Source organism: Algiphilus aromaticivorans DG1253 (assembly GCF_000733765.1).
Taxonomy (GTDB): Bacteria; Pseudomonadota; Gammaproteobacteria; order Nevskiales; family Nevskiaceae; genus Algiphilus; species Algiphilus aromaticivorans.
The window spans coordinates 2,921,649-2,946,301 of sequence record NZ_JPOG01000001.1 but is presented as its reverse complement, the minus strand read 5'-3'; the positions used below and the strand labels follow the sequence as shown (position 1 = coordinate 2,946,301).

The 24,653-nt window shown below is 68.6% G+C and carries 20 protein-coding genes; 4 read left to right on the top strand and 16 right to left on the bottom strand.

Features of this window, described 5'->3' with window-relative positions; translation table 11 throughout:
• Nucleotides 1-25: 25 nt before the first annotated feature.
• Together U743_RS13720 and U743_RS13715 are read left to right on the top strand one after the other, a co-directional pair.
• Entirely contained in the window at nt 26-1,162 is a 1,137-nt protein-coding gene (locus U743_RS13720) for a nucleoside hydrolase (protein ID WP_408607405.1), read from the top strand.
• Nucleotides 1,163-1,193: 31 nt separating this feature from the next.
• A complete protein-coding gene (locus U743_RS13715; protein ID WP_043769025.1) occupies nt 1,194-2,603 on the top strand; it encodes an amidohydrolase in 1,410 nt (469 codons plus the stop codon).
• Between the two features lies 1 nt (nt 2,604).
• Here the strand turns inward: U743_RS13715 and U743_RS13710 are convergent, their stop codons facing one another.
• From U743_RS13710 to U743_RS13670, 9 genes are all read right to left on the bottom strand, one after another.
• The gene (locus tag U743_RS13710) at nt 2,605-3,633 is read right to left on the bottom strand and encodes an XdhC family protein (RefSeq protein WP_043769024.1); all 1,029 of its coding nucleotides are present in this window, start codon (nt 3,631-3,633) and stop codon (nt 2,605-2,607) included.
• Complete coding sequence (gene xdhB, locus U743_RS13705; RefSeq protein WP_043769022.1) at nt 3,630-5,951, bottom strand: xanthine dehydrogenase molybdopterin binding subunit; 2,322 nt, start codon at nt 5,949-5,951, stop codon at nt 3,630-3,632. The genes U743_RS13710 and xdhB overlap by 4 nt, the downstream gene beginning before the upstream one ends.
• Nucleotides 5,951-7,414 carry a xanthine dehydrogenase small subunit gene (gene xdhA / locus U743_RS13700; RefSeq protein WP_043769020.1) on the bottom strand — a complete coding sequence of 488 codons (1,464 nt, stop codon included), beginning with the start codon at nt 7,412-7,414 and terminating at the stop codon, nt 5,951-5,953. The genes xdhB and xdhA overlap by 1 nt, the downstream gene beginning before the upstream one ends.
• Before the next feature lie 170 nt (nt 7,415-7,584).
• The gene (locus tag U743_RS13695) at nt 7,585-8,703 is read right to left on the bottom strand and encodes a nucleoside hydrolase (RefSeq protein ID WP_052368184.1); all 1,119 of its coding nucleotides are present in this window, start codon (nt 8,701-8,703) and stop codon (nt 7,585-7,587) included.
• Between the two features lie 39 nt (nt 8,704-8,742).
• Nucleotides 8,743-10,065 carry an NCS2 family permease gene (locus tag U743_RS13690; protein ID WP_043772238.1) on the bottom strand — a complete coding sequence of 441 codons (1,323 nt, stop codon included), beginning with the start codon at nt 10,063-10,065 and terminating at the stop codon, nt 8,743-8,745.
• A 296-nt stretch (nt 10,066-10,361) separates the two neighbouring features.
• The gene (gene atzD, locus U743_RS13685) at nt 10,362-11,468 is read right to left on the bottom strand and encodes a cyanuric acid amidohydrolase (RefSeq protein WP_043769019.1); all 1,107 of its coding nucleotides are present in this window, start codon (nt 11,466-11,468) and stop codon (nt 10,362-10,364) included.
• A 2-nt stretch (nt 11,469-11,470) separates the two neighbouring features.
• The gene (locus tag U743_RS13680; protein ID WP_052368183.1) at nt 11,471-12,052 is read right to left on the bottom strand and encodes an ureidoglycolate lyase; all 582 of its coding nucleotides are present in this window, start codon (nt 12,050-12,052) and stop codon (nt 11,471-11,473) included.
• Nucleotides 12,053-12,092: 40 nt separating this feature from the next.
• On the bottom strand, nt 12,093-12,881 hold the full coding sequence (locus U743_RS13675) for a sulfite exporter TauE/SafE family protein (protein ID WP_043769017.1): 789 nt from the start codon (nt 12,879-12,881) through the stop codon (nt 12,093-12,095).
• A gap of 14 nt (nt 12,882-12,895) precedes the next feature.
• Entirely contained in the window at nt 12,896-14,467 is a 1,572-nt protein-coding gene (locus tag U743_RS13670; protein ID WP_043769016.1) for a gamma-glutamyltransferase family protein, read from the bottom strand.
• Between the two features lie 205 nt (nt 14,468-14,672).
• Between U743_RS13670 and U743_RS13665 the strand changes: the two genes are divergently transcribed.
• Entirely contained in the window at nt 14,673-15,347 is a 675-nt protein-coding gene (locus U743_RS13665; protein ID WP_043769014.1) for a GntR family transcriptional regulator, read from the top strand.
• Nucleotides 15,348-15,611: 264 nt separating this feature from the next.
• Entirely contained in the window at nt 15,612-17,480 is a 1,869-nt protein-coding gene (atzF, locus tag U743_RS13660) for an allophanate hydrolase (protein WP_198022043.1), read from the top strand.
• 84 nt (nt 17,481-17,564) lie between these two features.
• On the opposite strand, the gene lipA is transcribed toward atzF, so the two are convergent.
• The 7 genes from lipA to urtB all read right to left on the bottom strand — a co-directional run bounded on the left by lipA (nt 17,565) and on the right by urtB (nt 24,633).
• Nucleotides 17,565-18,506 carry a lipoyl synthase gene (gene lipA / locus U743_RS13655; RefSeq protein WP_043769012.1) on the bottom strand — a complete coding sequence of 314 codons (942 nt, stop codon included), beginning with the start codon at nt 18,504-18,506 and terminating at the stop codon, nt 17,565-17,567.
• 75 nt (nt 18,507-18,581) lie between these two features.
• Nucleotides 18,582-19,409 (bottom strand): lysophospholipid acyltransferase family protein, encoded by an 828-nt coding sequence (locus tag U743_RS13650; protein ID WP_052368181.1) that lies wholly within the window; start codon nt 19,407-19,409, stop codon nt 18,582-18,584.
• 1 nt (nt 19,410) lies between these two features.
• Complete coding sequence (locus tag U743_RS13645; protein ID WP_084191802.1) at nt 19,411-20,202, bottom strand: GNAT family N-acetyltransferase; 792 nt, start codon at nt 20,200-20,202, stop codon at nt 19,411-19,413.
• A 94-nt stretch (nt 20,203-20,296) separates the two neighbouring features.
• Nucleotides 20,297-21,004: an urea ABC transporter ATP-binding subunit UrtE gene (gene urtE / locus U743_RS13640; RefSeq protein ID WP_232226790.1), complete on the bottom strand. Its 708-nt coding sequence runs from the start codon at nt 21,002-21,004 to the stop codon at nt 20,297-20,299.
• Nucleotides 20,997-21,827, bottom strand: a complete 831-nt coding sequence (gene urtD / locus U743_RS13635; RefSeq protein WP_043769010.1) for an urea ABC transporter ATP-binding protein UrtD — start codon at nt 21,825-21,827, stop codon at nt 20,997-20,999. The genes urtE and urtD overlap by 8 nt, the downstream gene beginning before the upstream one ends.
• On the bottom strand, nt 21,824-22,930 hold the full coding sequence (urtC, locus tag U743_RS13630; protein ID WP_043769008.1) for an urea ABC transporter permease subunit UrtC: 1,107 nt from the start codon (nt 22,928-22,930) through the stop codon (nt 21,824-21,826). Before urtC ends, urtD begins: the two co-directional genes overlap by 4 nt.
• Nucleotides 22,930-24,633, bottom strand: a complete 1,704-nt coding sequence (urtB, locus tag U743_RS13625; protein ID WP_232226789.1) for an urea ABC transporter permease subunit UrtB — start codon at nt 24,631-24,633, stop codon at nt 22,930-22,932. Before urtB ends, urtC begins: the two co-directional genes overlap by 1 nt.
• Between the last annotated feature and the right edge of the window lie 20 nt (nt 24,634-24,653).

Here is a 24,653-nt window from a genome sequence, read left to right as displayed (position 1 = left end):
CTTTCCAAGGAAATCCATGTTGAAGATGTCTTCTTTGTCTGCCGGACCGATGCGCACGCTCGTGCTGGCTGCGAGCCTGACGCTGTCGGTACCGGCGAGCGCCGGAGAGAGCCGCAAGGTCATTCTCGACGACGACTTCACCGGCTTCAGCAATGTCAGCCCCTTTCTCCTGTTGCAGGAGGCCGATGTCGATGTGCTCGGCTTCACCGTCGTCAGCGGCGTCACCTGGCACGACCAGAACGTCGCGCACGCGCTGCGCAAGCTCGAGATCGCCGGCCGTACCGACATCCCGGTGGTGCCGGGCGCGGTACATCCGATGCTCAACTCGAAGGCGGCCACCGAGCGCTGGGAGTCGCTCTACGGCGATCTGGTCTTCAAGGGCGCGATGGGCGACGGCCCGCCCGTCATGGCCGCCGAAGGCTACGACGAGCCGAGCGATCCGGACGTCGTGCCGCCGCTCACCGAGGGTCTTCCCGAAACCGAGCCCGCCGATGCTGTCGCCGCGCAGTTCCTCGTCGAGCAGGTCAACGCACACCCCGGCGAGATCACCATCATTGCCAACGGCCCGCTGACCAACCTCGCCATCGCGCAGCTGATCGATCCGCAATTCGCCGCCAAGGCGAAGGAATTCGTCTACATGGGAGGCAGCCTGAACCCGCAGCAACGGCGCGACAGCGAGGCGGCAGCCCGTTCGGCGCGTGAGTACGCCAACACGCCGCGCCTGGAGTTCAACTTCCGCTGGGATCCCGAGGCCGCGAGCATCGTCTTCCGCGCCCCGTGGAAGAAGATCACCATGCTGCCCATCGATCCCACCACCGAGACCGAGTTCCGCGCCGAGCTCATCGCGGAGATGACCAACACCGATACCGCACTGGGCCGGGCCATCGCCGACTACGTCGAGCCGGGTCTGCCCATGTGGGACGAGCTGAGCATCGCCGTCTGGCTGGACCCCTCGCTGATCCAGGAATCGGAACAGCTCTACGTCGACGTCGACACCAATTTCACGGCCGGTTACGGCAACACGCTGTCCTGGCCGGAGGGGCATCAGCCCGGCCTGGGTGAGCAGCCGCAGACCGTCGTGCGTGACATTCATCTGGCGCCCTTCGAGCGACTGCTCGTCGATCTGCTCACCCGGCCCACCCCCGAAGCCTCCGGCCGTTGATCGTGACGACCCCCGGCTACAAGGAAAGCTCGTGAAAGTCGTATTCCTGCTTGCCGCCGCGCTCTGCGGCGCCGTTCTGTCCACGGCCCGGGCCGACGCGCCCGAGCCGGCGGATCTGATCATCACCAACGCCCGCATCCTGACGATGGATGCAGAGCGCCGTGTTCTCGATCGCGGCACGCTGGTCATCACCGGCCGCGAGATCACCGCCGTGGGGGAGCCCGCGCTGGCCGAGCGCTACGCGGCCGATACGGTCATCGACGCGGACGGCGACATCGTCATGCCCGGCATGATCAACACGCACAACCACATGGCGATGATCGCCTTCCGCGGCCTGGGCGAATACGCTGTCGAGGACCGGCTCTTCGAGTTCTTCTTTCCGCTGGAGAAGGAGCTGCTGAGCCGCGAGCTGATCCGTGTGGCCTCGCGCCAGGCGGCCATCGAGCTGGCGCTGGCAGGCGTCACCACGGTGACCGACATGTACTACCACGAGGACGAGGTCGCGCACGCGGTCAAGGATGTCGGTATCCGCGGCGTGCTCGGGCAGAGCATCATCGGCTTCCCGGTGGTGGATGCCGAGGAGCCCTGGGGCGGCCTCGACTACGCGGTGGGTTACCTCGAGGCATTCGCCGACGATGAGCTGATCACGCCGGCGCTGGCGCCGCACGCGCCCTACACGGTCTCGCCGGATAAGCTGATGGAGACCAAGGCGCTGGCCGAGGCGCACGGTGCGCCCATGCTGATGCATCTCGCCGAGTTCTACGAGGAGAAGGCGATGATCCGCGAGCGCTTTCCGGACGTGCCGGCCGACAAGAGCATCGTCGGCTACCTCGACGAGCTCGGCTTCCTTGGTCCGAATCTGCTCGCCGCCCACGTCATCATGGTCGACGAGGCCGACATGGCGATCCTGAAGAAGCGGAATGTCGGCGTCGCGCACAATCCCAAGGCCAATACCAAGGGCCTGACCGGCCTGTCGCCGGCCTGGGACATGAAACAGATGGGTATCGACGTCGGCCTCGGTACCGATGGGCCGATGAGCTCCAATCAGATCGACATCGTTTCGGTCATGGGCTACGCCGCGCGCGTGGCGCGCGTGTTGCACAGGGACGGCACCCTCTTCACGCCGGTGGATCTGGTCGAGATGGCCACCATCGGTGGCGCCCGGGCGCTCAAGATGGATGACCGCATCGGCTCGCTGGAGGCCGGCAAGCTTGCCGATGTCATCATCGTCGACACCGGCTCGGCGAATATGCAGCCGCTCTACGACCCCTATGCCGCCATCGCCTTCCAGGCCTATCCCGGCGACATCCACACCACCATCGTCAACGGCCGCATCGTCGCGCGCGACGGCGTCGTCACGACCGTCGATCGCGCCGCGCACGCCGTCGAGTGGCGCAAGATCACTGACGAAGTCGCCGCTTTCGCGAAGACGCTGAATTAGCTCAGGGCCGGGCGGGCGCCTCGGTCTGTGCCGTCAGGCGCTTGTCCGTCTGGTGCCGTTCGCGCGCCAGCTGCAGCAGCTGGGCCGTGACGCTGATGGCAATCTCCTCGGGGGTGTCGCTTTTCATGGGCAGGCCGATGGGGGCGTGAATGTGCGCCCGCTCGGCCGGCGCGACGCCGGCCTCGGCCAGCGCGCTGTCGATGGCGCGGATCTTCGCTGTGCTGCCCATGACGCCGAGAAAGCGGAAACCGTGGCCAACGCAACCGAGCAGCCCACGGATATCGGACTGGAAATCCGTGGTCATGACCACGACGTCGGTCAGCGACGGCCAGGTCAGGGTAGCGCCGGCTTCGCGGTAGTCGGCGACGACCACGCGGCGGTCGGCGTCGGCGTTGTCGCGGAAGGTGGCGACTTCGGCGCGTTTGTCGAAGACCGTGACGTGATAGCCCACCGAGGCCATGGTCCGGCTGAGGGCCCGCCCGCAGTGCCCGCCGCCGATGATCGCCACGCGTTGGCGCCGCAGCAGCTGCTCGCGGTAGCACCAGTTGGCACCGGTGTGCAGCGTCGCGGCGGGGGCCGCGAGGTCGGGCGCCGTGTTCTCGACATGCAGGCCGCCGGCGTCGATGCGCAGGCGCCCGTCGCCGCCTTCCGCCTCCAGCTCGGCCAGTCGCTCCGGCGCGGCGCGGTCGCGCTCCGGGTGCAGCAGCAGCGTGATGTTGTGCTGCTGGCCGGCGCAGATCAGTCCGGACTCGCCTGGGCCGATGGTTGCGGGGTCGCGGCGCTGGTGTCGCAGGGCCTGCAGCTGCGGCGCCTGCTCCCCCGCGTCGAAGGCCGCCATCGCCTCGGCGATCAGGCGTTGCTCCATGATGCCGCCGCCGATGGTACCGAGCTGGCTGCCGTCCGGCCGCAGCAGCATGCGCGCGCCGGTGGTGCCCGGCGAGCCGCGCGTGTGCGCGGCCACCAGCGTCACGAAGGCCGGCGTCCCGGCATTCAGCTGGGCGGCGACGGTGCGCCAGAAGTCCCGCGTCATGCCGGGTCCGTGCGCACTGCCTCGACCGCGTCCAGCACCGCCTCGGGGGTGGCCGGCGCGCGCAGCGGCGGCAGGCAGCCGGCCGGCCCGCAGGCCGCCGCTGCGTCGCGGATGGCGTGGAAGACCGCGATCGCCAGCATGAAGGGCGGCTCGCCCACGGCCTTGGAGCGGTAGATGGTCTCCTCGCGGTTGGCGGCGTCGGCCAGCAGGCGGATGCGCGTGTCGGCGGGCCAGTCGCGGGCGGTGGGGATCTTGTAGGTGGAGGGTGCGTGCGTGCGCAGGCGGCCGGCCTCGTCCCAGCACAGCTCCTCGGAGGTGAGCCAGCCGACACCCTGCAGGAAGCCGCCTTCGATCTGCCCGACATCGAGATGCGGATTCAGCGAACTGCCGACGTCGTGCAGGATGTCCGCGCGCAAGAGCCGCGTCTCGCCGCTGAGCGTGTCGATCGCCACTTCGGCCACTGCCGTGCCGTAGGCGAAGTAGTAGAAGGGCCGGCCGGTGAAGCTGTTCTTGTCCCAGTCGATCTTCGGCGTGCGGTAGAAGCCGGTGGCCGACAGCGACACGCGGGCTGTATAGGCGGACTCGCAGAGCTCGGCGAAGCTGACGCTGCGCCCGCCGATATGCACGCGGCCGTCCGCGAAGCGCACCTCGTGCGCGCAGGCGTCGTAGTGCTCGCAGGCATGCTCGCGCAGACGCTCGCGCAGCTCGCGCGCGGCGATGGCGGCGGCCATGCCGTTCAGATCGCTGCCCGAGGAGGCGGCCGTGGCCGAGGTGTTGGGGATCTTGCTGGTATCGGTGGTCGAGGCGCGGATCGCCGACAGCGGCAGCCCCAGCTCGCGCGCGACGATCTGCGCGACCTTGGTGTAGAGCCCCTGGCCCATCTCCGTGCCGCCGTGATTGAGCAGCACGCTGCCGTCGCGATAGATGTTGATGAGCGCGCCGGCCTGGTTGTAGTGCGTGGCGGTGAAGGAGATGCCGAACTTCACCGGCGTCATCGCCAGCCCGCGCTTGATGACCGGGTTCGCAGCGTTCCAGTCCGCGGCGGCGCGCCGGCGTGCGCGGTATTCGCTGGTGGCCTCGAGCTCGTCGAAGAGCCGGGGCAGCACATTGTCCTCGACGGTCTGGCCGTAGGGTGTGGTGTCGCGCGTGCCGTCGCTGCCGTAGAGATTGGCGCGGCGCACGTCGCGGGGGTCGTGCCCCAGGTGGCGGGCGATGTCGTCGAGGATGCGCTCGATGACCATCATGCCCTGCGGGCCGCCGAAGCCCCGGAAGGCTGTGTTCGACACCGTGTGTGTGCGGCAGCGGTGCGAGACGATGGCGACGTGCTCGAGGAAATAGGCGTTGTCCAGATGGCAGACGGCGCGATCGTTCACCGGCAGCGACAGGTCGGCCGAGTAGCCGCAGCGCGACGCCAGCATGATGGCCAGTCCGCTCATGCGGCCGTCGTCGTCGAAGCCGACCTCGTAGTCGGCCAGGAAGTCGTGGCGCTTGCCGGTCATGATCATGTCTGCGTCGCGGTCCAGGCGCAGCTTCACCGGGCGGCCCGTGCGGCGCGCCAGCACGGCGGCCACGGCGGCGAGCAGCGCCGGCTGGCTCTCCTTGCCGCCGAAGCCGCCGCCCATGCGGCGGCACTGCACGACCACATCGTGGGAGGCCACGCCCAGGGCGTGCGCGACGATGTGCTGCACCTCGCTGGGGTGCTGCGTCGAGCTGTAGACGAGCATGCCGCCGTCCTCCTGCGGTAGCGCGGCGGCGATCTGGCCCTCCAGATAGAAGTGGTCCTGGCCGCCGATGCTGACGCTGCCCGCCAGGCGATTCGGTGCGGCGGCCATGGCGGCTTCCGGCTGCCCGCGCGTCAGCCGGCGCGTGGGGGCGACGAAGCTCTCCGCGGCGATGGCCTCGCGGATGCCGAGAATGGCGGGCAGGGGCGTTACCGACGGGCGGGCGAGGGCGGCGGCACGGCGCGCCTGCCGGTAGCTGGTGGCGGCCACCGCAAAGAGCGGCTGGCCCGCGTAGCCGATCTCGGCCTCGACGAGCAGCGGGTCGTCCTTGACGACGCCGCCGTAGTTGTTGTCGCCGGGGATGTCGCCGGCGGTGATGACCGCCGCCACGCCGGGTGCGGCGCGCACGGCCTCCAGATCGAGTGCGTCGAGGCGGCCGTGCGCGCAGTCGCTGACCCCGAAGACCGCGTGCAGCGTGTCGGCCGGCAGCGGAATGTCGTCGCAGTAGCGCGCGCCGCCGCTGACGTGCAGATGCGCGCTCTCGTGGCGCGCGGCCGTCGCGGTGACGGTGGCGGGTGCGGTGGTGTCCGCCGCCATCAGGCCTCGACCTCCGTCACGCGCAGACAGTCTGCTGCCTGCGTCCGCTCCAGATGGTAGCGACGCAGCAGATTGCCGGCCGCGCGCAGGCGGTAGTCGCTGCTGGCGCGCATATCCGACAGCGGCGTGAAGTCCTGCGCCAGCGCCGCCGCGGCGGCGTCGATGCTCGTCGCGCTCAGGGCGCGGCCCTCCAGCGCGGCTTCGGTGTTTCGCGCCCGGGCCGGCGTCGCTGCCATGCCGCCGAAGGCGATGCGCGCCTCGGTGACGCAGCCATCGGCCTCGGTCAGGCGGATGGCCGCGCACAGGCCCGAGATGTCCTGGTCGAAGCGCTTGGCGAGCTTGTAGCAGGCCAGATGCTGATCCTCGGTGGGGGGGGGGAGATGCACGGCTTCGATGAATTCGCCCGGCGCCAGATCCTTCTGCTGGTAGCCGAGATAGAGCGCCTCCAGCGCCAGGCGTCGGCGCTGCGCACCATGGCGCAGCGTCAGCTCGGCGCCGCAGGCGATGAGGGCCGGCATGGAATCGCCGATGGGCGAGCCGTTGGCGATATTGCCGATCAGCGTCCCGGAGTTGCAGACCGGTGGCGAGGCGAAGCGCTGCGCTAGCTCGGCCAGCGCCGGATGCTGCGCGACGATGGCGGGCCAGGCGCGGGAAAGCGGCACGGCCGCGCCGATGCGCAAGCCGTCTGGCCCGTTGTCGATGCGCTGCAGCTCGGCGACCTCGCCGAGATAGATCATCGGCGGCAGCTCGCGCAGTTCCTTGGTGACCCACAGCCCGATGTCGGTGGCGCCGGCCAGCAGCAGCGAGTCGGGGGCTGCGGCATAGGCCTCGGCGAGCTCGTCGAGCGTGCGCGGTGCGTGGAGGTCGGGCAGGCGCAGGCCCTCGTCGCGTGCCAGCGTCGCGAGATCGGCGACCCGCTCGGTTGCCGCCGCCTCGGCGCGCGACCAGTGCGTCGGTGTCGGGTAGGCATCCATGCTGCGGGCCGCCTCGATGATCGGCCGGTAGCCGGTGCAGCGGCAGAGATTGCCGGCGAGGCTCTGCAGCACCGTCTCGCGCGTCGGCGCCGGGTCGTTCAGATAGAGGGCGAGCATCGACATCACGAAGCCGGGCGTGCAGAAGCCGCACTGCGAGCCGTGGTGATCGACCATGGCCTGCTGTACGGGATGCAGGCTGCCATCGGGGGCCTGCAGGCTTTCCACGGTCACCAGCTCCTTGCCGTCGATGGTGGGCAGAAAGCGGATGCAGCTGTTGACGGCCTCGTAGCGAACGCCCTCGCCGTCGCGGCTGCCGAGCACCACCGTGCAGGCGCCACAGTCGCCCTCGGCGCAGCCTTCCTTCGTGCCACAGCGACCGGCGTGCTCGCGCAGCCATTCCAGCACCGTCGTGGTGGCGGGCAGGTCCTGTACCGCGACGGTCTCGCCGTCGAGGCGGAAGCGGATGGTGGCTGTCGGGTCTGCGGTCATCGTGCGGGGTATTGCCTGGGCGGAGATTGTGCGCGCGGTCTTCCTCCATTCGCCGCAAGTTCCGTGCCGCGGCAACGGCGACCCGGCCTATTGTATGCAACGAAGTATGCACAATCTCCGGGCAGAATGTGCCGCGCTGGTGCGACAACGCACCATGCGGCGCCGGCCGGTTACTTTCCGCCCGGCGTCGGGCGCGTCAGCAGTTCCGCCATCAGATCCTCCAGACCGGTGACGTCGATCTTGAGCACGGCCTGCTGGCGCTGCTCGTCGAGGCCCGGCTCGTAACCCGGCGCCCAGGAGATCATGTCGCCGTAGGAGGGGCCGAATTGCGTGTTGATGTCGACGAAGGCGTCCTCGGACCCGGTGATCAGCGCCGGATCCAGCCAGACGCCGGTGGCGATGATGTCCCAGAGCGGGAAGCCGGTCTCGGTTCCGGCCAGGGCCTCGCCGACGGGCGTGTCGGCTGCCGAGATGCGGTCGCGCAGGGCGGGCGTGAGCTCAGTGGCCGTGGAAGGGTCCACCGGCACCATGACGATCTTTCTCCAGGGGGCGCGCAGGGCCACGGCCGCGGCTTCCGGGTCGAAGCGGATGTTGAACTCGCGGCGCGGCGAGTGCACGAACTCGCGCGCGAACTGCTCGGCGGCGACGCTGTCCAGTTCCTGCTGCGGGTTGAGGCTGCCGCCCATGTAGATCAGCTCCTTCGCCAGTCCGGCGAACTCGGGATCGAGCCGCTGCGCGAGCGCCAGATTGGTGAGCGGCCCCATGGCGATGATCGTGACTTCGCCCGGGTGCTCGCGCACCTTGCGGATCATGAAATTGGCGGCGATCTCGTCGGCGGCTTCGGTCTCCGGCTTGCCCCAGGGCAGCGTCTCGGGCATTTCGTCGGGGCCGTGGTATTCGGGCAGGCTCTGTTCGGTGGGCTCGACCCATTCCTTGTGCCAGGCGCCCTTCCAGACCAGACGGCCGTAGAGCTGCTCCCACAGCTCGGTGCGCTTCTCGGTGTTGAGCAGCGGGTAGGTCGCGCCGGGGATCACGGGGATGTCGGTGCGCCCGGCGCGCTCCAGGGCGCGCAGCGAGTTGGCGACCCCCACCTTCACCCAGTCGTTGCCGGTGGCCTGGGTCACGCCCAGCACCTCGACATCCGGCGCCAGCACGACCATCCATTCGGCGATGCCGAAGCCGTCGTCGTCGAGGATGACCTTGCGCTTGTCGGCGGCGGTCACGGTGGCGGCCGACAGGCCGAGAGCGAGCAAGAGGGTGGCGCGGGCGACTGTGCGAAAGGCAGGCATGCGGAAAGTCCTTGGGTCGGGATAGGGAGGAGGGGCGGTCTACTGCAGGAAGGCGAGATAGAGCAGGAAGGTCACCGCCAGCACGTACATGACGGGATGCACTTCGCGGCCGCGCCCGGCGGCCAGCATGCTGACCGCGTACATCATGAAACCGATGGCGATGCCGGTAGCCACGCTGAAGGTCAGCGGCATCATCAGCATGGTCAGGAAGGCGGGAAGGGCGATCTCGAAGCGGTCCCACTGGATGTCCTTCAGCGAGGCCACCATCAGGCCGCCGACGACGATCAGCGCCGGCGCGGTGACGGCCGCGGTCACCACGGCCAGCAGCGGCGAGAACCACAGCGCCGCCAGGAAGAGCAGGCCGACCACCACGGCCGTGAAGCCACTGCGTCCGCCGGCCGCGACGCCCGAGGCCGACTCGATGTAGGAGGTGGTCGAGGAGGTGCCGATGATGCCGCTGAACAGGGTGGCCGTGGCATCCATGGAAAGCGCGCGTCCGGCCCGCGGCAGGCGGTTGTCGCGCGTTAGGCCGGCCTGGTTGGCGACCGCCATGATGGTGCCGGTGGTATCGAAGAAATCGACGAAGAGCATGGTCAGAACGACCACGCCCATGTCCCAGCTCAGCAGTTCGTCGAAGCGCGTGAAGGCAACGCCGAAGGTTTCGCCGATGCCGGGTACCGCTCCCACGACGCGATCGGGCAGCCCGATCTGACCGCTCAGCAGGCCGACCACGGCGGTGGCCACCATGCCCAGGAAGATACCGCTGCGAATGCCCAGCGACAGCAGGACGACGGTGACCATGACGCCGAATATCGCGAGCAGCGTGGCGCCGTTCTCGAAGGGTCCGAGGCTGACCAGCAGTACCTCGTTGTCGACGATGATGCCGGCGTTCTTCAGGCCGATGAAGGCGATGAACAGTCCCACGCCGGCCGCCACCGCGTGCTTGAGCTCCAGCGGAATGGCGTTGACCACGCGCTCGCGGGCGCCGGTCACCGACAGGATGAGGAAGACGATGCCGCTGATCATCGTGCCGCACAGCGCCGTCTGCCAAGGGATGCCCATGCTGAGTACGACGGTGTAGGCGAAGAAGGCGTTGAGGCCCATGCCCGGCGCCAGCGCGATGGGGTAGCGCGCGACGATGCCCATCATCAAGCAGCCGAAGGCCGCGGCCAGGGCGGTGGTCGTAAAGACCGCGTCGCGCGGCATGCCGAGCGCGGCGGCATCGCCACCCACATCGCTAAGCGACAGCACCGCCGGATTGACGAAGAGGATGTAGGCCATCGCCAAGAAGGTCGTCAGCCCGGCGAGGCACTCGCGGCGGAAGTTGGTGCCGAGCGCTTCGAACTCGAAGTAGCGGGCGATGCGGTTCACGAAGGGGCTCCCGTTGGCACGATGGGGCGCAGGCGCCCCGATGGATCTCTACAACGTTGTATACATCGGCCATACTTACGCAAGGGGCGTGCCGGGAACCGGTACGAAACGGCTTGCCCGTTGGCGGGAGCACTGCGGACGCTCTTGCGCGGCCCTTATTCAGAGTGGTCGCGGCAGGGAGCGGGAAGCAAGAATGCGCGAGCGGGATGGTCTCCGCGGGGCGTTGCGCCATGCCCCGGAGTGGTATCGGCTGAGGCCGCGCCGCTGTTCGGCACGTGAGGGCGCGATCAGCTGCCCTGGTCGCGGCGCGCGATGATGGCCACCGGGCCACCTCCGGGCGGGCCGTGATGCTCTGCCCGGGTCGAGACGTAGACGGCCGTTTCGCCGGTGACGCCGGCGAGCAGCGACGCCACCACGCAGCGCGAATAGCGCATGTCGCTGATGTCGTCGTCAGTGATCATCGTGTGTCGCCTGCCCCGGATACGGTGGCGATAGTCGGCGTCGGACTTGGCGAAGATGCCCAGTACGCGCTCGGTCTGATCGGGCGTCAGCTGTCCTTCGCAGGGCAGGCCCAGCTCGGCGAGCACGCCATGGATGGCGGGCGTGTCGATGATGTCCTGCATGACGCCGTGGGCGATGTGCAGATCGCCTTCCCACCAGCGGGAATTGCCGAAGAGAACGATCTCGCTGCGCTGCAGGCCGGGCTTGGCGGAGGTGCTGGCTACGCCCGAATGCAGGGACCAGTCATGACAGATGGCTGCATCGGTCACCGCGCCGGCGTCGATTTCGCCCAGCGCCACGCCCACACCCAGCGCCGAGGCACCGCGCGAGTGCACCATGTCGCTCCTCAGCGGCGCGCCGGCGGCCGCAGCGGCATCGGCCTCCTCCGGTGTGAAGGCCGGAATCGCGCCCTTGACCTGGACAAGATGCACATCCTCGGGCGCCTCAATGCGCGCCTCGCGCATCAGCTCACCGACGACGCGCGCGGTCTCGCTAACCATGGCGGTGCGCCCGGTCTCGGTTGCCGAGAAGGCGCGGGTGTAGCCCACCGCCATGGCCAGGCGTTTCTCCGGTCGTGGCGAGGCCAGCGACTCACCGCTGCGCCAGAGCACCAGCATGTGCGGCGCGGTCACGCCCTCGGTTCCGCCCGAAAAGGAGAGCACCAGGCGATCCTCGATCTCGGCGCGCGTCTCGCCGGTGTGGCGGGCGAAGACCTGCGCCAGCGCCACGGTCGCCAGCTCGCGCGTGAAGTCATTGGTGCCGCCATTGCCTTCGGTCTTGCCGATGATCGCGACGATGTCCCGGGGTGGGATCGTGCCGGCGACGATGGCCGCCTCAAGTCCGGCGACATCCGCGGGGCTCTGGGTATAGAAGCGCTGCGCGTGCACCTGCATTGCTAGAAGGACACCTTCGGCACCGTGCCGGTGCGCGCGCGGACGTCGATCTTGTAGACGTCGCCGTCGTCAAGCTCCATCGGCTCCGGTGTCGCCGCCAGCGTCTCGACCACCTCCGAGGAGTTCATGGTCAGCACCATGACCGACTCGTCGATGGCCATCGGGAAGTCATGCCAGGTGCCGGCGTGGATCATGACGCCGTGCCCCGGCGGCATGCGGAAGGCGACCACGTTGTCGAGATCGGGCTTGTCGGCGCCGCTGTCATGGTTGGGCTTGCCCAGCACCATGGCGTAAGGGGCGGCGCCGAGGCCGACGAAGAGCTGGGTCATGTGCATATGGCGTTCCAGCCAGATGATCTCGGGGGCGCGGTGGTGGATGCGCGCCATGCGCACCACCGCCCGTCCGCGGTACTGAAAGTCCAGATTGGCGCCTTCCTCGACGCTGCCCTTGTAGAAGGGAATGGGCAAGCCGGCCTTGTGGGCGCGCTCGCCGAACATGACGCCGTAGTCGGCGATGTTCTCGGGTGTGGCCTCGACCGTGGGTATGTCGCGATAGTTGCAGGGGGTGCCTTCGCTTTCTGTCATGTCGGATCTCCTGATGGAGAGTGAATGAAGGGTGCGCGGATCAGCCGACGAGCATGCGCAGGCCCACGAGGGTGAGAAAGACGGCGAAGCAGCGTTTGAGCGTGGCCGCCGGCATACCGTGTGCAAGACGTGCGCCAAGCGGGGCAGTGAGCACGCTGACCAAGCCGATGCCGAGCAGTGCCGGCAGGTAGACATAGCCGGCGGTCCATTCCGGCAGCGCCGGCTCGCCCCAGCCGGCGGCGACGTAGCCCGCCGTGGCGAAGGCGGCGATGGGTACGCCGAAGGCCGACGAGGTGCCCACGGCTTTCGCCGGCGGTGTGTTGCACCAGACCAGGTAGGGCACGGTCAGGCTGCCACCGCCGATGCCGATCAATGCCGAGATGGTACCGATGGCCGTCGATATGCCGAACAGCCCCGGCGTGCCGGGAAGGCTGCGCGCCGGCGGCGGCTGGCGGTTGAGAAACATCTGGAAGGCGACCAGCAGACTGGCGACGCCGAAGAGTCGCGCCAGCACGGTGGTGGACGCCATATCGGCGAGCAGCGAGCCGGCGATGGCGCCGATGATCAGTCCTGGCACCATGCGCCGGACGATCGGCCAGAGCACGGCGCCGCGGGCATGATGCGAGCGCGCCGAGGAGGCGGCCGTGAAGATGATGACCGACAGCGAGGTCGCGACCGCCAGATGCATGGTGTGGGCCGGCGCCAAGCCTTGCAGCGCGAAGAGCGCAGCAAGCACGGGCACCGTGAGGATGCCGCCACCGACGCCGAGCAGGCCGGCGACGAGGCCGGTGGCGACACCGATGAGGGGGTAGAGAAGCTCGACGGGCATGTGTGGTGCGTCCTTCAGGCGGGGGCGGCGGTGCCGCAGCCGCGTGGGTCGTGAGCGGCGCGCGGGCCGGCGCCGGTAATCTGCAGCAGGCCCGCTTCGCCCATCATGCGATGACGGGGGGCGACGGTCTCGACGGGATGGCCACGGCGCGCGAGCTCGCCGATAAGCGCTTCACCGAAGTCCGCCTCGAGCTTGAGCGTGGCACGCGTGTCCTCGAAGCCCGGGCCGAGCAGGAAACGCGGGCGGCTCAGCGCGTAGGCCGGTGGCTGATCCAGATCGAGCACGCGCCAGAGTAGCTGCGCCACGGTCTGTGCCTGGCCGTTGCCCCCCTGCGTTCCTGCCAGCAGCGCCAGTCGACCCTTACGGCGAAAGGCTGCCGGCGCCAGCGTGTGCAGCGGCCGGCGACCGGGCGCGAGCGCATTCGGGGAGGCCGCTTCCGCCGAGAAGGCGGCGCCGCGGTTGTGCCAGAGCACGCCCGTGTCGCCGGCCACGACACCGCTGCCGAAATCGAAGTACAGGCTCTGACTCAGGCAGGCCGCGTGGCCATGATGATCGGCAGCGGCCAGCCATACCGTGTCGGCCTGCGGCATCGCGCTGGGGGAAGCGTCGGCGGCGTGACCGCCGATGGTGGCGGCCAGCGTATCGAGCCAGGGGCCGTCGAGCATCGAAGCGGCCATCGCTTCGGGCGTGTCCCATGTCGTCGGGTCGCCGAGGCGCGTATCGCGCTCGGCCAGGGCCTGTGCGACGCAGGCCGCCAGCAGATGGAAATTGGCTGCCCGCTCCGGTGGCGCCGGGCCGTCGGTGACGCGCTCGAAGAGGCCCATGATCTGGAGCAGAGCGGCACCCTGGCTCGGTGGCGGCGGCGCCAGTAGCTCACCTTCGCGATAGCGCAGGACGAGGGGCTGCTCGACGCGCGCCCGGCAGGCGGCCAGATCGGTGGCACGCAAGGGCGAGCCGGCCTGCGCGAGGCCATCGGCGAGCCGCCGCGCCAGTTCGCCTTCGCGGAAGCTGCTCGCGCCCTGTTGCGCGAGGATCTCCAGCGTCCGCGCCAGCTGTGGCTGGGCCAGGCGCGTGCCGGCCTCCGGGACGCGCCCGCCGGGTTCGAAGACGGCCGCGAATCCGGGCTGATCGCGCAGGATCTCGCGCCGCTGCCCGTGCCAGTAGTGCTGCGAGGCGCTCACCGGCGTGCCTTCCCGGGCATGCGCGATTGCCGGCGCCAGCAGCGCGGCCCAGTCCATGCTTCCACCCCAGCGCTCGAGGCTGTGCGTGAAGGCCTGCTCCCAGGCGTCGACGCTAGCCGCGGCGGTCAGCGTCGAACCGGGGCCGCGCAGCGGTACCGGCCCCTGCGGAATATCCGCAGCCGACTGGCCGATGCCGGATATCACGGTCGTTTCGCCGTCGGCGTCGACCAGCATCCAGACCGCATCGCCGCCCAGGCCACCCATGTGCGGATAAACAACCGCCAGCACCGAGCCGGCCGCAACCAGCGCTTCGGCGGCTGTGCCGCCGTCGGCAAGGACGCGGCAGGCGGCCTCGGTAGCCATGGGATGCGGAGTCGTGGCGGCGCCGGCCGCTGGGCGATTCATTGTGGGGCGCTCAATGCATACAACGTAGTGCACATTTTGTCGTGCCCGGCGCCTCGGCACAAGTCTGGGCGTCGGAGATGCGGGTGTCCCGGAAATACGTGTATTGCGTGCCGAGTCGCGGGTGCTACTCTCTGCATACAGTCATGGATACAAACATCCGGTAACAAGACGCGGTGTGGCCCGCGGGGAAACATAGGGAGACGCAGTGGCCAGAAGCAAGCAGTCGACCAACGGTGAGGTCTTCGAGAAGCTCCGGGAGATGATTCTCAACTTCGAGCTCTACCCGGGTAGCCGCATCACCGAAACAGAGCTCGCCGAGCGCTTCTCCGTCAGCCGCACGCCGATTCGGGAAGCGTTGCAGCGCCTCGCCTACGAGGGGCACATCGTGATCATGCCCAAGCAGGGCTGTTTCGTGCGCAACATCGATATCGACGAGCTCACCCAGCACTATCGCGTGCGCATCGCGCTGGAGATGCTGTCCCTGGAGGTTGCCTGCGCCGAGATGGGCGATGCGGAGTTGGAAGCGCTGGCTGAGGATTGGGATCCTGTCGAGCAGAAAGGTCGTACCGACAACTCGGAGAAGATGGAGGCGCGCGACGAGTGCTTTCATATCGCGCTCGCCGAGGGCGGCGGCAACAAGGCACTCGCGCACTATCTGCAGCAGGTCAACAGCCAGATCCGCGTCATCCGCCGTCTCGATTTCACCAACAGCGACCGTATCGACCGGACCTATGCCGAGCACCACGAGATCGTGCAGCAGCTGCTGCGTCGCGATCTCGAAGGCGCCAAGGCCCTGATGACCACGCACATCACCCGCAGCGAGGAGTTTGCGAAGTCGCTCACGCTGCGCCAGCTTGCGCGCCCGCAGGCCTCGATGTAGCGAGCCGGCAGCCGATCCACCGATTCTCTCCCCGGCGCAAGCGCGGCCTCGGGGCATTCTGCGCCGATCGCGTACAAGGATGTATACAATTGGCACCGCTCTTGCTTGCTTTGGGATAGCCGCTCCGGCAGACGGCAATCGTCCATGCAGCCCGGCCCGTAGAGGGGCTCCGGCCTAGCGATCACGCTGCCTCCGGGCGGGTGAGCAATCCACTCGAAGCGCGTCACCCGGCGGATCCGGCGCGCAAGGCAGGGAGAAACAGGCTTGGCGGACAACGACGAAGGGCAATGCCCACGGCTGATGGGCGAGCTGCAGATTGGCTATGCCAGCGGCGCGCTCAGCGTCGAAGGCGTGATGGGCGAGATCCTCGTGGCAGCGGAACGGGCCGCGGGCTGCAATGCATGGATCCATCGGGTGCCGGAGGCGCAGCTGCTGGCGCGTGCCAGGGAGCTGGATGCCTGGCTGGGTGCGCGCGGCGATGCGCCCTTGCCACCCCTCTTCGGTGTGCCCTTCGTCGTCAAGGACAATATCGACGTGGCCGGTCTGCCGACCACGGCGGGTTGCCCCGATTTCGCTTATACCCCTGAGCATAGTGCGCGCGCTGTGGAAAAGGCCATGGAGGCGGGCGCGCTATTGGTCGGCAAGACCAATCTCGACCAGTTCGCGACCGGCCTTGTGGGCACGCGCTCGCCCTATGGGGCCTGCAGCAATCCGCGCAATCCGGATTACATCGCCGGTGGCTCCAGTGCCGGCTCCGCCGTCGCCGTCGCCTGCGGCGCAGCGACTTTCGCACTGGGCACGGACACGGCCGGCTCCGGCCGTGTGCCGGCGGCCTTGAACAACCTTGTCGGCCTTAAGCCTTCGCGCGGCGCGGTCAGCAACCGCGGCGTCTTCCCGGCCTGTCGCTCGCTGGACTGCGTCTCGATCTTCGCGCTGAGTGGCGAGGACGCCGCAACGGTATTCCGCATCGTGGCCGAATACGATGAGGCGGACCCCTTCGCACGGCGTCTGTCGCCGCCGCAGGCTCCGCGCTGGCCGGAGCAGTTGCGCAGCTTTCGCTTTGCGGTGCCACGCCAGGCCGATCTGGAGTTCTTCGGAGACGCTGGCGCGAAGGCTTGCTTCCGCGACGCCGTCGCCCGTCTGGAAACGCTCGGTGGCGAGGCACGCGAGATCGATTTCGGCGCCTTCCGAGAGGCGTCGTGTCTGCTCTACGAGGGCCCGTGGATCGCGGAGCGTTATCTGTCGGTGCGCGACTTCCTGGCAGCGCATCCGGATTCGGTGATGTCACCCACGGCCGAGATCATCGCGCGCGGGCAGGGCATTTCGGCGGCCGATGCTTTCGCGTCCTACTACCGCCTGAAGCGGTTGCAGCGAGACATTGCGGCGCTCTGGAGCGACGTCGACTGCCTGCTGACGCCGACGGTGCCGACGACCTATCGCCGCGACGAGATCGCCGCCGAACCCGTCGCCTACAACAGTCGCCTGGGCTATTACACGAACTTCATGAATCTGCTCGATCTCTGCGCCTACGCGGTGCCGGTGGGCTTTCTGGAATGCGGCCAGCCCTTCGGCGTGACACTCAGCGCGCCGGCTTTCCACGAGCAGGTTTTGTACCCTATCGCCACCGCCTTGCATCGGGCCGGCGGCACGCCGCTGGGTGCTTCGGACCGGATGATGCCGCCTTCGGTGGGATCGTCTGCCGGGGAAGGCGCCCTTGGCGTGCGCCCGCCGGACAGCGTGTTGCTGGCAGTCTGCGGTGCGCACATGGAGGGGCTGCCCCTCAATCATCAGCTGACGGGCATTGGGGCCAATCTGCAGCGGCGGATGCGCACCGCACCCCGCTATCGGCTCTATCATCTCCACGGCTTCGAGCCGGCGCGCCCTGGCATGGTGCGCGATGCCGCGGGGACGGGCATCGAAGTCGAAGTGTGGGCGGTTCCCAGCGCGGCTTTCGGCGGCTTTGTCGACCGCATCCCGGCACCGCTCACCATCGGCAGCGTCGAACTCGAGTCGGGCGACGTCGTCAACGGCTTTCTCTGCGAGTCGCACGTCCTCGACGCAGCCACCGAAATCAGCGATATCGGTGGCTGGCGCCAGTATCTGCAAACGACGCAGGGTGCCTCCGTCCTTTAGCGGCCAGGCTGAACATCGAAGGAAGCTGCCTCGGCGATCCGCTTGCCTGTGTGGCACAGCCCTGTGACAGCCGGAAGACCGCGCTCAGACGCTGTGCAGCAAGCCCTCGGCTTGTTCGTCGGCGTGATAGGAGCTGCGCACCATCGGCCCGCTGGCGACGTGCGCGAAGCCCATGGCCTCGCCCTTGCGCTTCAGCTCGGCGAACTCGTCGGGGTGCACGTAGCGCGCCACCGGGTGGTGATGCTTTGAGGGCTGCAGATACTGGCCCAGCGTCAGCATGTCGCAGCCGTGGTCGCGCAGATCCTGCATGACCTGCTCGACCTCGGCGATCTCCTCGCCCAGGCCCAGCATCAGGCCGGATTTGGTCGGCACTTCCGGGTGCACGCCCTTGAAGCGCTCCAGCAGGTCCAGCGACCATTCGTAGTCCGAGCCCGGTCGCGCCTGGCGGTAGAGCCGCGGCACGGTCTCCAGGTTGTGGTTGAAGACATCCGGCGGGTGGTCGTTGAAGATCGCCATGGCCGGATCCATGCGGCCGCGGAAGTCGGGCACCAGCACCTCGATGCGGGTGTCGGGGGTGCGCGCGCGGATGGCGTCGATGCAGGCGGCGAAGTGGCCGGCACCGCCGTCGCGCAGGTCGTCGCGGTCGACGCTGGTGATGACGACATAGTTCAGCTTCAGCCGCGCGATGGTATCGGCCAGATGCGGCGGCTCTTCCGGATCCAGCGGCTCGGGGCGGCCGTGCGAGACATCGCAGAAGGGGCAGCGCCGCGTGCAGATGTCACCCATGATCATGAAGGTGGCGGTGCCCTTGGAGAAGCACTCGCCCAGATTGGGGCAGGAGGCCTCCTCGCAGACCGAATGCAGCTTCTGCTCGCGCAGCAGCGACTTGATGCGCGCGACTTCGGCGGCGTTGCCCATGCGCGCCCGGATCCAGCTCGGCTTGCGCTCGGCCTGGGTGGTGGCCTCGATCTTGACCGGGATGCGCGCCATCTTGTCGGCGGCATTCATCTTGGTGCCGGGCGCCATGGGGGCGCTGCGCCGGCGCGGTGTTTCGACGGCTGAGCTCACAACGGGCCTCGCCTGGCAAATGAGCCGAGTAGTTTAACGCGCTCCGCGCGGCGGCGGCATGCCCTGTCCTGCAATGGTGACAACCTCGCGGCCATACGCGACGGCGGGGGCGAACGGCTCCGAAGGCGTTTCTGCGAGCGCGTCGGCCACGGCCGCGCGCGCTCTTCGGGCGAGAGCGCCGCGCTCCTCCTTCGCGATGAAAGCGGGTGCCAGCATGACCTGGACCTCCAGGCCGGGAAGCCCGAGCAGCTGCAATAGATGCGGCAGGAAGGCATCGTCACCGACGAAGGGGGCGACATTGCGTCCGTCCGGGGCCCGCCCATAGCGCAGTGCCAGGGGCTGGATCACCGCGGAAACGTTGGCCGCAGCCGCGAACAGCCGCGGGTGGAATCGGCGCACGCTGTCGCCGGCGGTCGTTGTGCCTTCCGGGAACAGCACGATGCGGCCCCCGGCGCGCAGGCGTGGCTCCATGCGGTCCGTCAGGGCCTGGGTGGCATTGCTGCCCCGCCGGATGAAATAGCTGCCGGCCGCGGCGGCAAGCGCGCCGATCAGCGGCCAGTCGCGCACTTCGCTCTTGGCCACGAAGCGCCCCGGCAGCAGGCCGGCGATGACGGCGATGTCGAGCCAGGAGACGTGATTGGCCACGACGAGCCCGTCGGGCGCGGCGGGTGAGCCGGAGCAGCGCACCCGCACCCGCAGCACGCCCAGCAGCTGGCGCATCCACCAGGCGGTCAGGGGCTCGGGAGGCAGTGGCCGCGGGCTGACGGCCACTGCCAGCGCCATGAAGCCCGCCACACCGAGCAGCACCACGATGCAGAGCGCCCGCCATACGCCGCGGGCAAGCGCGGCCGGGTGCCGCACCTCAGGCGGCCAGGCGCCGGCTGCCGGGCTTGTCCGTCTTCAGGAAGTGGCGCGCGTAGCGCGGGTTCAGCTCGCGTACGTCGAGCAGCATGAAGACATCCGCGCACTGGAAGTCCGGATCCCAGTAGGGCTCGCCGCAGGCGCGCGCGCCCAGGCTGAGATAGGCCTTGAGCAGGGGTGGCATGCGCACGGATGTAGCGGCCAGGGACTCCGCGTCGACATCGGCGCGCGGCAGCGGGCGGTAGGGCCGCACGCGCTGATGCGGTGACGCCATGTGGCGCTCGCGGATGGTGGTCAGCATGGCGTGCGCGCGAGCGCCGCCGTCGTCCAGCCCGATGCTGGCGCAGCCGAAGAGGTAGTCATAGCCCTCGCCGGTGATCAGCGCGGCCACGCCCTGCCACAGCGCAGCGATGGTGGCGCCGTTGCGGTAATCGGCGTCTACGCAGGTACGGCCAAGCTCGAGCACGCGTCCCGGCAGTGCGTGGATCATGCCCAGCTCGAACTCGCCCGAGGAATAGAAGCCGCCGGCATCCGCGGCCTGGTGATCGTCGAGCAGCCGCGTGCTGGCGACGACGGCATCGGTCGTCGTGTCGCGCACGAGCAGATGCCGGCAGTGGTCGTCGTAGCGGTCGCGGTCCAAGCCGCTGCCGCCGTCGTCGATCTGCGCGCCCATTTCCTCGGCGAAGACGCGATAACGCAGCCGCTGCGATTCGGCCACGGCGGCGGCGTTGGCGGCGAGGGAGACCGAGAAGCGTTCCCGGCGGGCATCGACTGGTGCGATCTGTGCGGACATGCGGGCAACCGGATGCAGGATTGCGCGCACCATATGAAGCCGCCGTTGACCACTCGTGACAGCTGCATGAAGCTTTTGTGGCGGCTGCCGCGTCCTAGACGCTCAAATGCTTGCTGACCAGCTCGTCGGACAGCGCGTCGATGGCGCCCTCCGCGACCAGGCGCCCCTTTTCGAGAATGCGGAAGGCATCCGCGACCCGGCGGGCGAAGGGCAGCTTCTGCTCGACCAGCAGCACGGTCAGACCCTCGTCGCGGTTCAGCTTGAGCAGCGTGTCGCCGATCTCGGCGACGATGTTCGGCTGAATGCCCTCGCAGGGCTCGTCGAGGATGAGCAGGCGCGGCTCGAAGACCAGCGTGCGACCGATGGCGAGCTGCTGCTGCTGACCGCCGGAAAGATCACCGCCGCGCCGGCCGCGCATCTGCTTGAGTACCGGGAAGAGCTCGTAGACGCGCTCCAGCGCCTGCGTGGATCGGTCGCGGCGCACATAGACGCCCAGCTGCAGGTTCTCGGCCACCGTGAGCTGCGGGAAGATTTCCCGGCCCTGCGGCACATAGCCGATGCCGATGCCGGCACGCCGGTCGGCGGCGAGCTTCGTCAGCTCGGTATCGCCGAAGCGAATCTCGCCGCGTGCGGCGAGCAGGCCCATGACGCATTTCAGCAGCGTCGTCTTGCCCATGCCGTTGCGACCCATCAGACAGGTGATGGCGCCCTCGGGCACGGTCATGTCGACGTCCCACAGCGTGTGGCTGCCGCCGTAGAACTGGTTCAAGCCTCGGATGCTCAGGCTGTCCTTGCTATTCACCGAGATACACCTCGATCACGCGTGGGTCGTTCTGGACCTCCGCCATCGGGCCTTCGGCGAGCACGCTGCCCTCGTGCAGCACGGTTACGGTGCTCGCGATGGAGCGCACGAAGGCCATGTCGTGCTCGACGACGACCACCGAGCGCTTGCCCGCCAGCTGCAGCAGCAGCTCGGCCGTGCGTTCGACCTCCTGCGGGGTCATGCCGGCTACGGGCTCGTCCACCAGCAGCAGCTCCGGCTCCTGCATCAGCAGCATGCCGATCTCCAGCCACTGCTTCTGGCCGTGCGAGAGGGCGCCGGCGACGGTGGCGCCTTCGGCAGTCAGCCCGATCAGCGCCAGCGTTTCGTCGATGTGATCGCGCTGCTCGCCGCTGAGCTGTGCGAAGAGCACGCGCCAGACGCCGCGCGGCCCGGCCATGGCCAGCTCCAGGTTTTCGAAGACGCTGTGGCTCTCGAAGACGGTGGGCTTCTGGAATTTGCGGCCGATACCGGCCTGCGCGATCTGCGGCTCGTCCATGGCCAGCAGATTCATGTTCTGCCCGAACCAGGCGCTGCCGGCGTCAGGCCGGGTCTTGCCGGTGATGACATCCATCATCGTGGTCTTGCCGGCGCCGTTGGGGCCGATGATGCAGCGCAGCTCGCCGGCGTTCACGTAGAGCGTCAGCGCATTGAGAGCCTTGAAGCCGTCGAAGCTCACGGTGACGTCCTCGACGTAGAGCACCGTGCCGTGACGCAGGTCGGCGCGCGCCGCCGCCGGCCGTTGCACGAAGTCGAAGACGCGCGAGCGATCCGCAAAGGCGTCGAGGGGAGCGGGCAGCTTCATGGGCGCCTCCGGCGCAGATAGCCGAGCAGGCCGATGACGCCTTTCGGCAGGAAGAGGGTGACGACGACGAAGAGGGTGCCCAGCGCGTAGAGCCAGACTTCCGGGAAGCTCGCCGTGAACCAGGTCTTGGCGAAATTGACCAGACCGGCGCCGAGCGCGGCGCCGTAGAGTGTGCCGCGGCCGCCCACCGCCACCCAGACGACCGCCTCGATGGAGGCGATGGGCGAGAACTCGCCCGGATTGATGATGCCCACCTGCGGCACGTAGAGGGCGCCCGCGACACCGGCCATCATCGCCGAGACGGTGAAGATCCAGACCTTGTACAGCTCCACGCGATAGCCGGTGAAGCGCGTGCGGTTCTCGGCGTCGCGGATTGCCTCCAGCACGCGGCCGGCGCGCGAAGTGACGATGAAGCGGCCGATGACGAAGCCGATGCCCAGCGCCACGGCGGAGGCCACGAAGAGGCCGGCGCGCGTGCCGCGCGCCTGCAGGTCGAAGCCGAGCAGTTCCTTGAAGTCGGTCAGGCCGTTGTTGCCGCCGAAGCCCATCTCGTTGCGGAAGAAGGCCAGCATCAGCGCGTAGGTCAGCGCCTGCGTGATGATCGCGAAGTAGACGCCCGTAACGCGGGAGCGGAAGGCCAGCCAGCCGAAGACCAGCGCCAGCGCGCCCGGCGCCAGCAGCACCATCAGGGCGGCGAACCAGAACTGGTCGAAGCCGTACCAGTACCAGGGCAGCTTCTCCCAGTCGAGGAAGACCATGAAGTCGGGCAGCGTGGGGTGGCCGTAGACGCCACGGTCGCCGATCTGGCGCATCAGGTACATGCCCATGGCGTAGCCGCCGAGCGCGAAGAAGGCCGTGTGCCCGAGGCTGAGAATGCCGCAGTAGCCCCAGATCAGATCGATGGCCACGGCCAGCAGCGCGTAGGTCAGATACTTGCCCAGCAGCGCCACCAGATAGCCCGATACGTACAGCGGATGCTCCGGCGACAGCGCCAGATTGCACACGGGCACGATCAGGGTCAGTGCGGCGAGCAGCGCCAGGAAGATCCAGGTGCCGCGGTCGCCGAGCAGGCGGCCGAGAAGGGGGCCCTTGCCGGCACGCATCACTGGCCCTCCGCCGAGCGGCCCTTCTGCGGGAAGAGACCGCGCGGGCGCCGCTGGATGAAGAGGATGAGGAAGACCAGCACCAGGATCTTGGCCAGCACGGCGCCGCTCCATGGCTCGAGGAATTTGTTGAGCACGCCCAGCGTCATCCCGCCCACGAGCGTGCCCCAGAGATTGCCGACCCCGCCGAAGACCACGACCATGAAGGAGTCGATGATGTAGCTCTGCCCCAGGTTGGGACCGACATTGGTCAGCTGCGACAGCGCCACGCCGGCGATGCCGGCGATGCCGGCGCCCAGCCCGAAGGTCAGCGCGTCGACGCGCTGGGTACGGATGCCCATGGCGCGCGCCATCTGCCGGTTCTGCGCCACCGCCCGCACCTTCAGACCGAGCGAGGTGCGCTGCATGACCAGCATCAGCAGCGCAAAGACGACGAGGGTGAAGCCGACGATGTAGAGCCGGTTGGCCGTCAGCGAGAAGAAATCGTTGAAGTGGATCAGCCCGCTCATCCACTCCGGTGCCGTGACGGAGCGGTTCAACGGCGAGAAGATCGAGCGCACCGTTTGCTGCAGCACCAGGCTCAGGCCGAAGGTGGCCAGCAGCGTTTCCAGCGGCCGCCCGTAGAGAAACTGCACGATGCCGCGCTCGATGGCGATGCCCACCAGGCCCGAGACGACGAAGGCGGCCGGGATGGCGAGCACCAGCGCCAGGCCGATGTGGTTGGGCAGCAGCAGCTGCACGACATAGGTGGTGTAGGCGCCGAGCATGATCAGCTCGCCGTGCGCCATGTTGATCACGCCCATGACGCCGAAGGTGATGGCCAGTCCGATTGCCGCCAGCACCAGCACCGATCCCAGGCTCAGGCCGAAGAAAATGGTCTCCAGCCCGTCGTAGAAGGCGCGCAGCGAATCGATGCGCGCGACATAGCTCGCCGCGGCCTCGCGGATGCGCGGGTCCGGTTCCACCGGGTTGCCGTCGAGGTCGTCGCGCAACAGCAGCTTGATGCGGTTGTAGGCGACGCGGCTCTGCTCGCCACTGATCGTCTGCAGGGCTTCCATCCGTCGCGCGGGGTCCTCGGAGGCGAGGTCGGCCAGTGCCACGGCCACCTCCACGCGCTTCAGGATCTCCGGATCCTCCTCAAGTGCGCGCCGCTTGCGCAGTGCTGCAACGTTGGCGTCGTCGAGTTCGCCGCTGAGCTCGGCGACGGCTGCCATGCGTGTGGCCGGGTCCGCGGCGTTCAGATCCAGGCGCGCCAGCGCGCCGCGGATCTGCTTGCGCAGCGCCGTGTTGGTGCGCACATCATCGAAGCCGTCGTCGGCGACTTCGCCGATCTCCTCGTGGGTGATCGCGTCCTGCAGCCGCAGGCTGCCGTCACCCTCCTCAAGAGCAATGAAGACGCGGCCGTCGGCCTCGCGGTAGAAGAGTCGCTTGTCGCCGAAGGCGGTGAGCAGCGCCCGCGCTCGGGGATGCGCCTCCGCCGCCAGCGCGTCGACGATCTCGCGCTTCTCCCGGAAGTTGGCGTCGGCCAACGCCTCGACCCGCTCGGCAAAGCGCGCCTCGGCCTCGCCGAAGGTCGCGTCGGACATCTCCGGCATGGTCTCGCCTTCGGCGGCCAGCGCGGTCGCCGTCGCCATCAGCAGGGACAGCAGCACGAGCAGACGGGCCAGGGGGCCAGTAGCGGTCATGAATCGGGCCTCGGTCATTGGTGGGCTCCCGCAGGCGG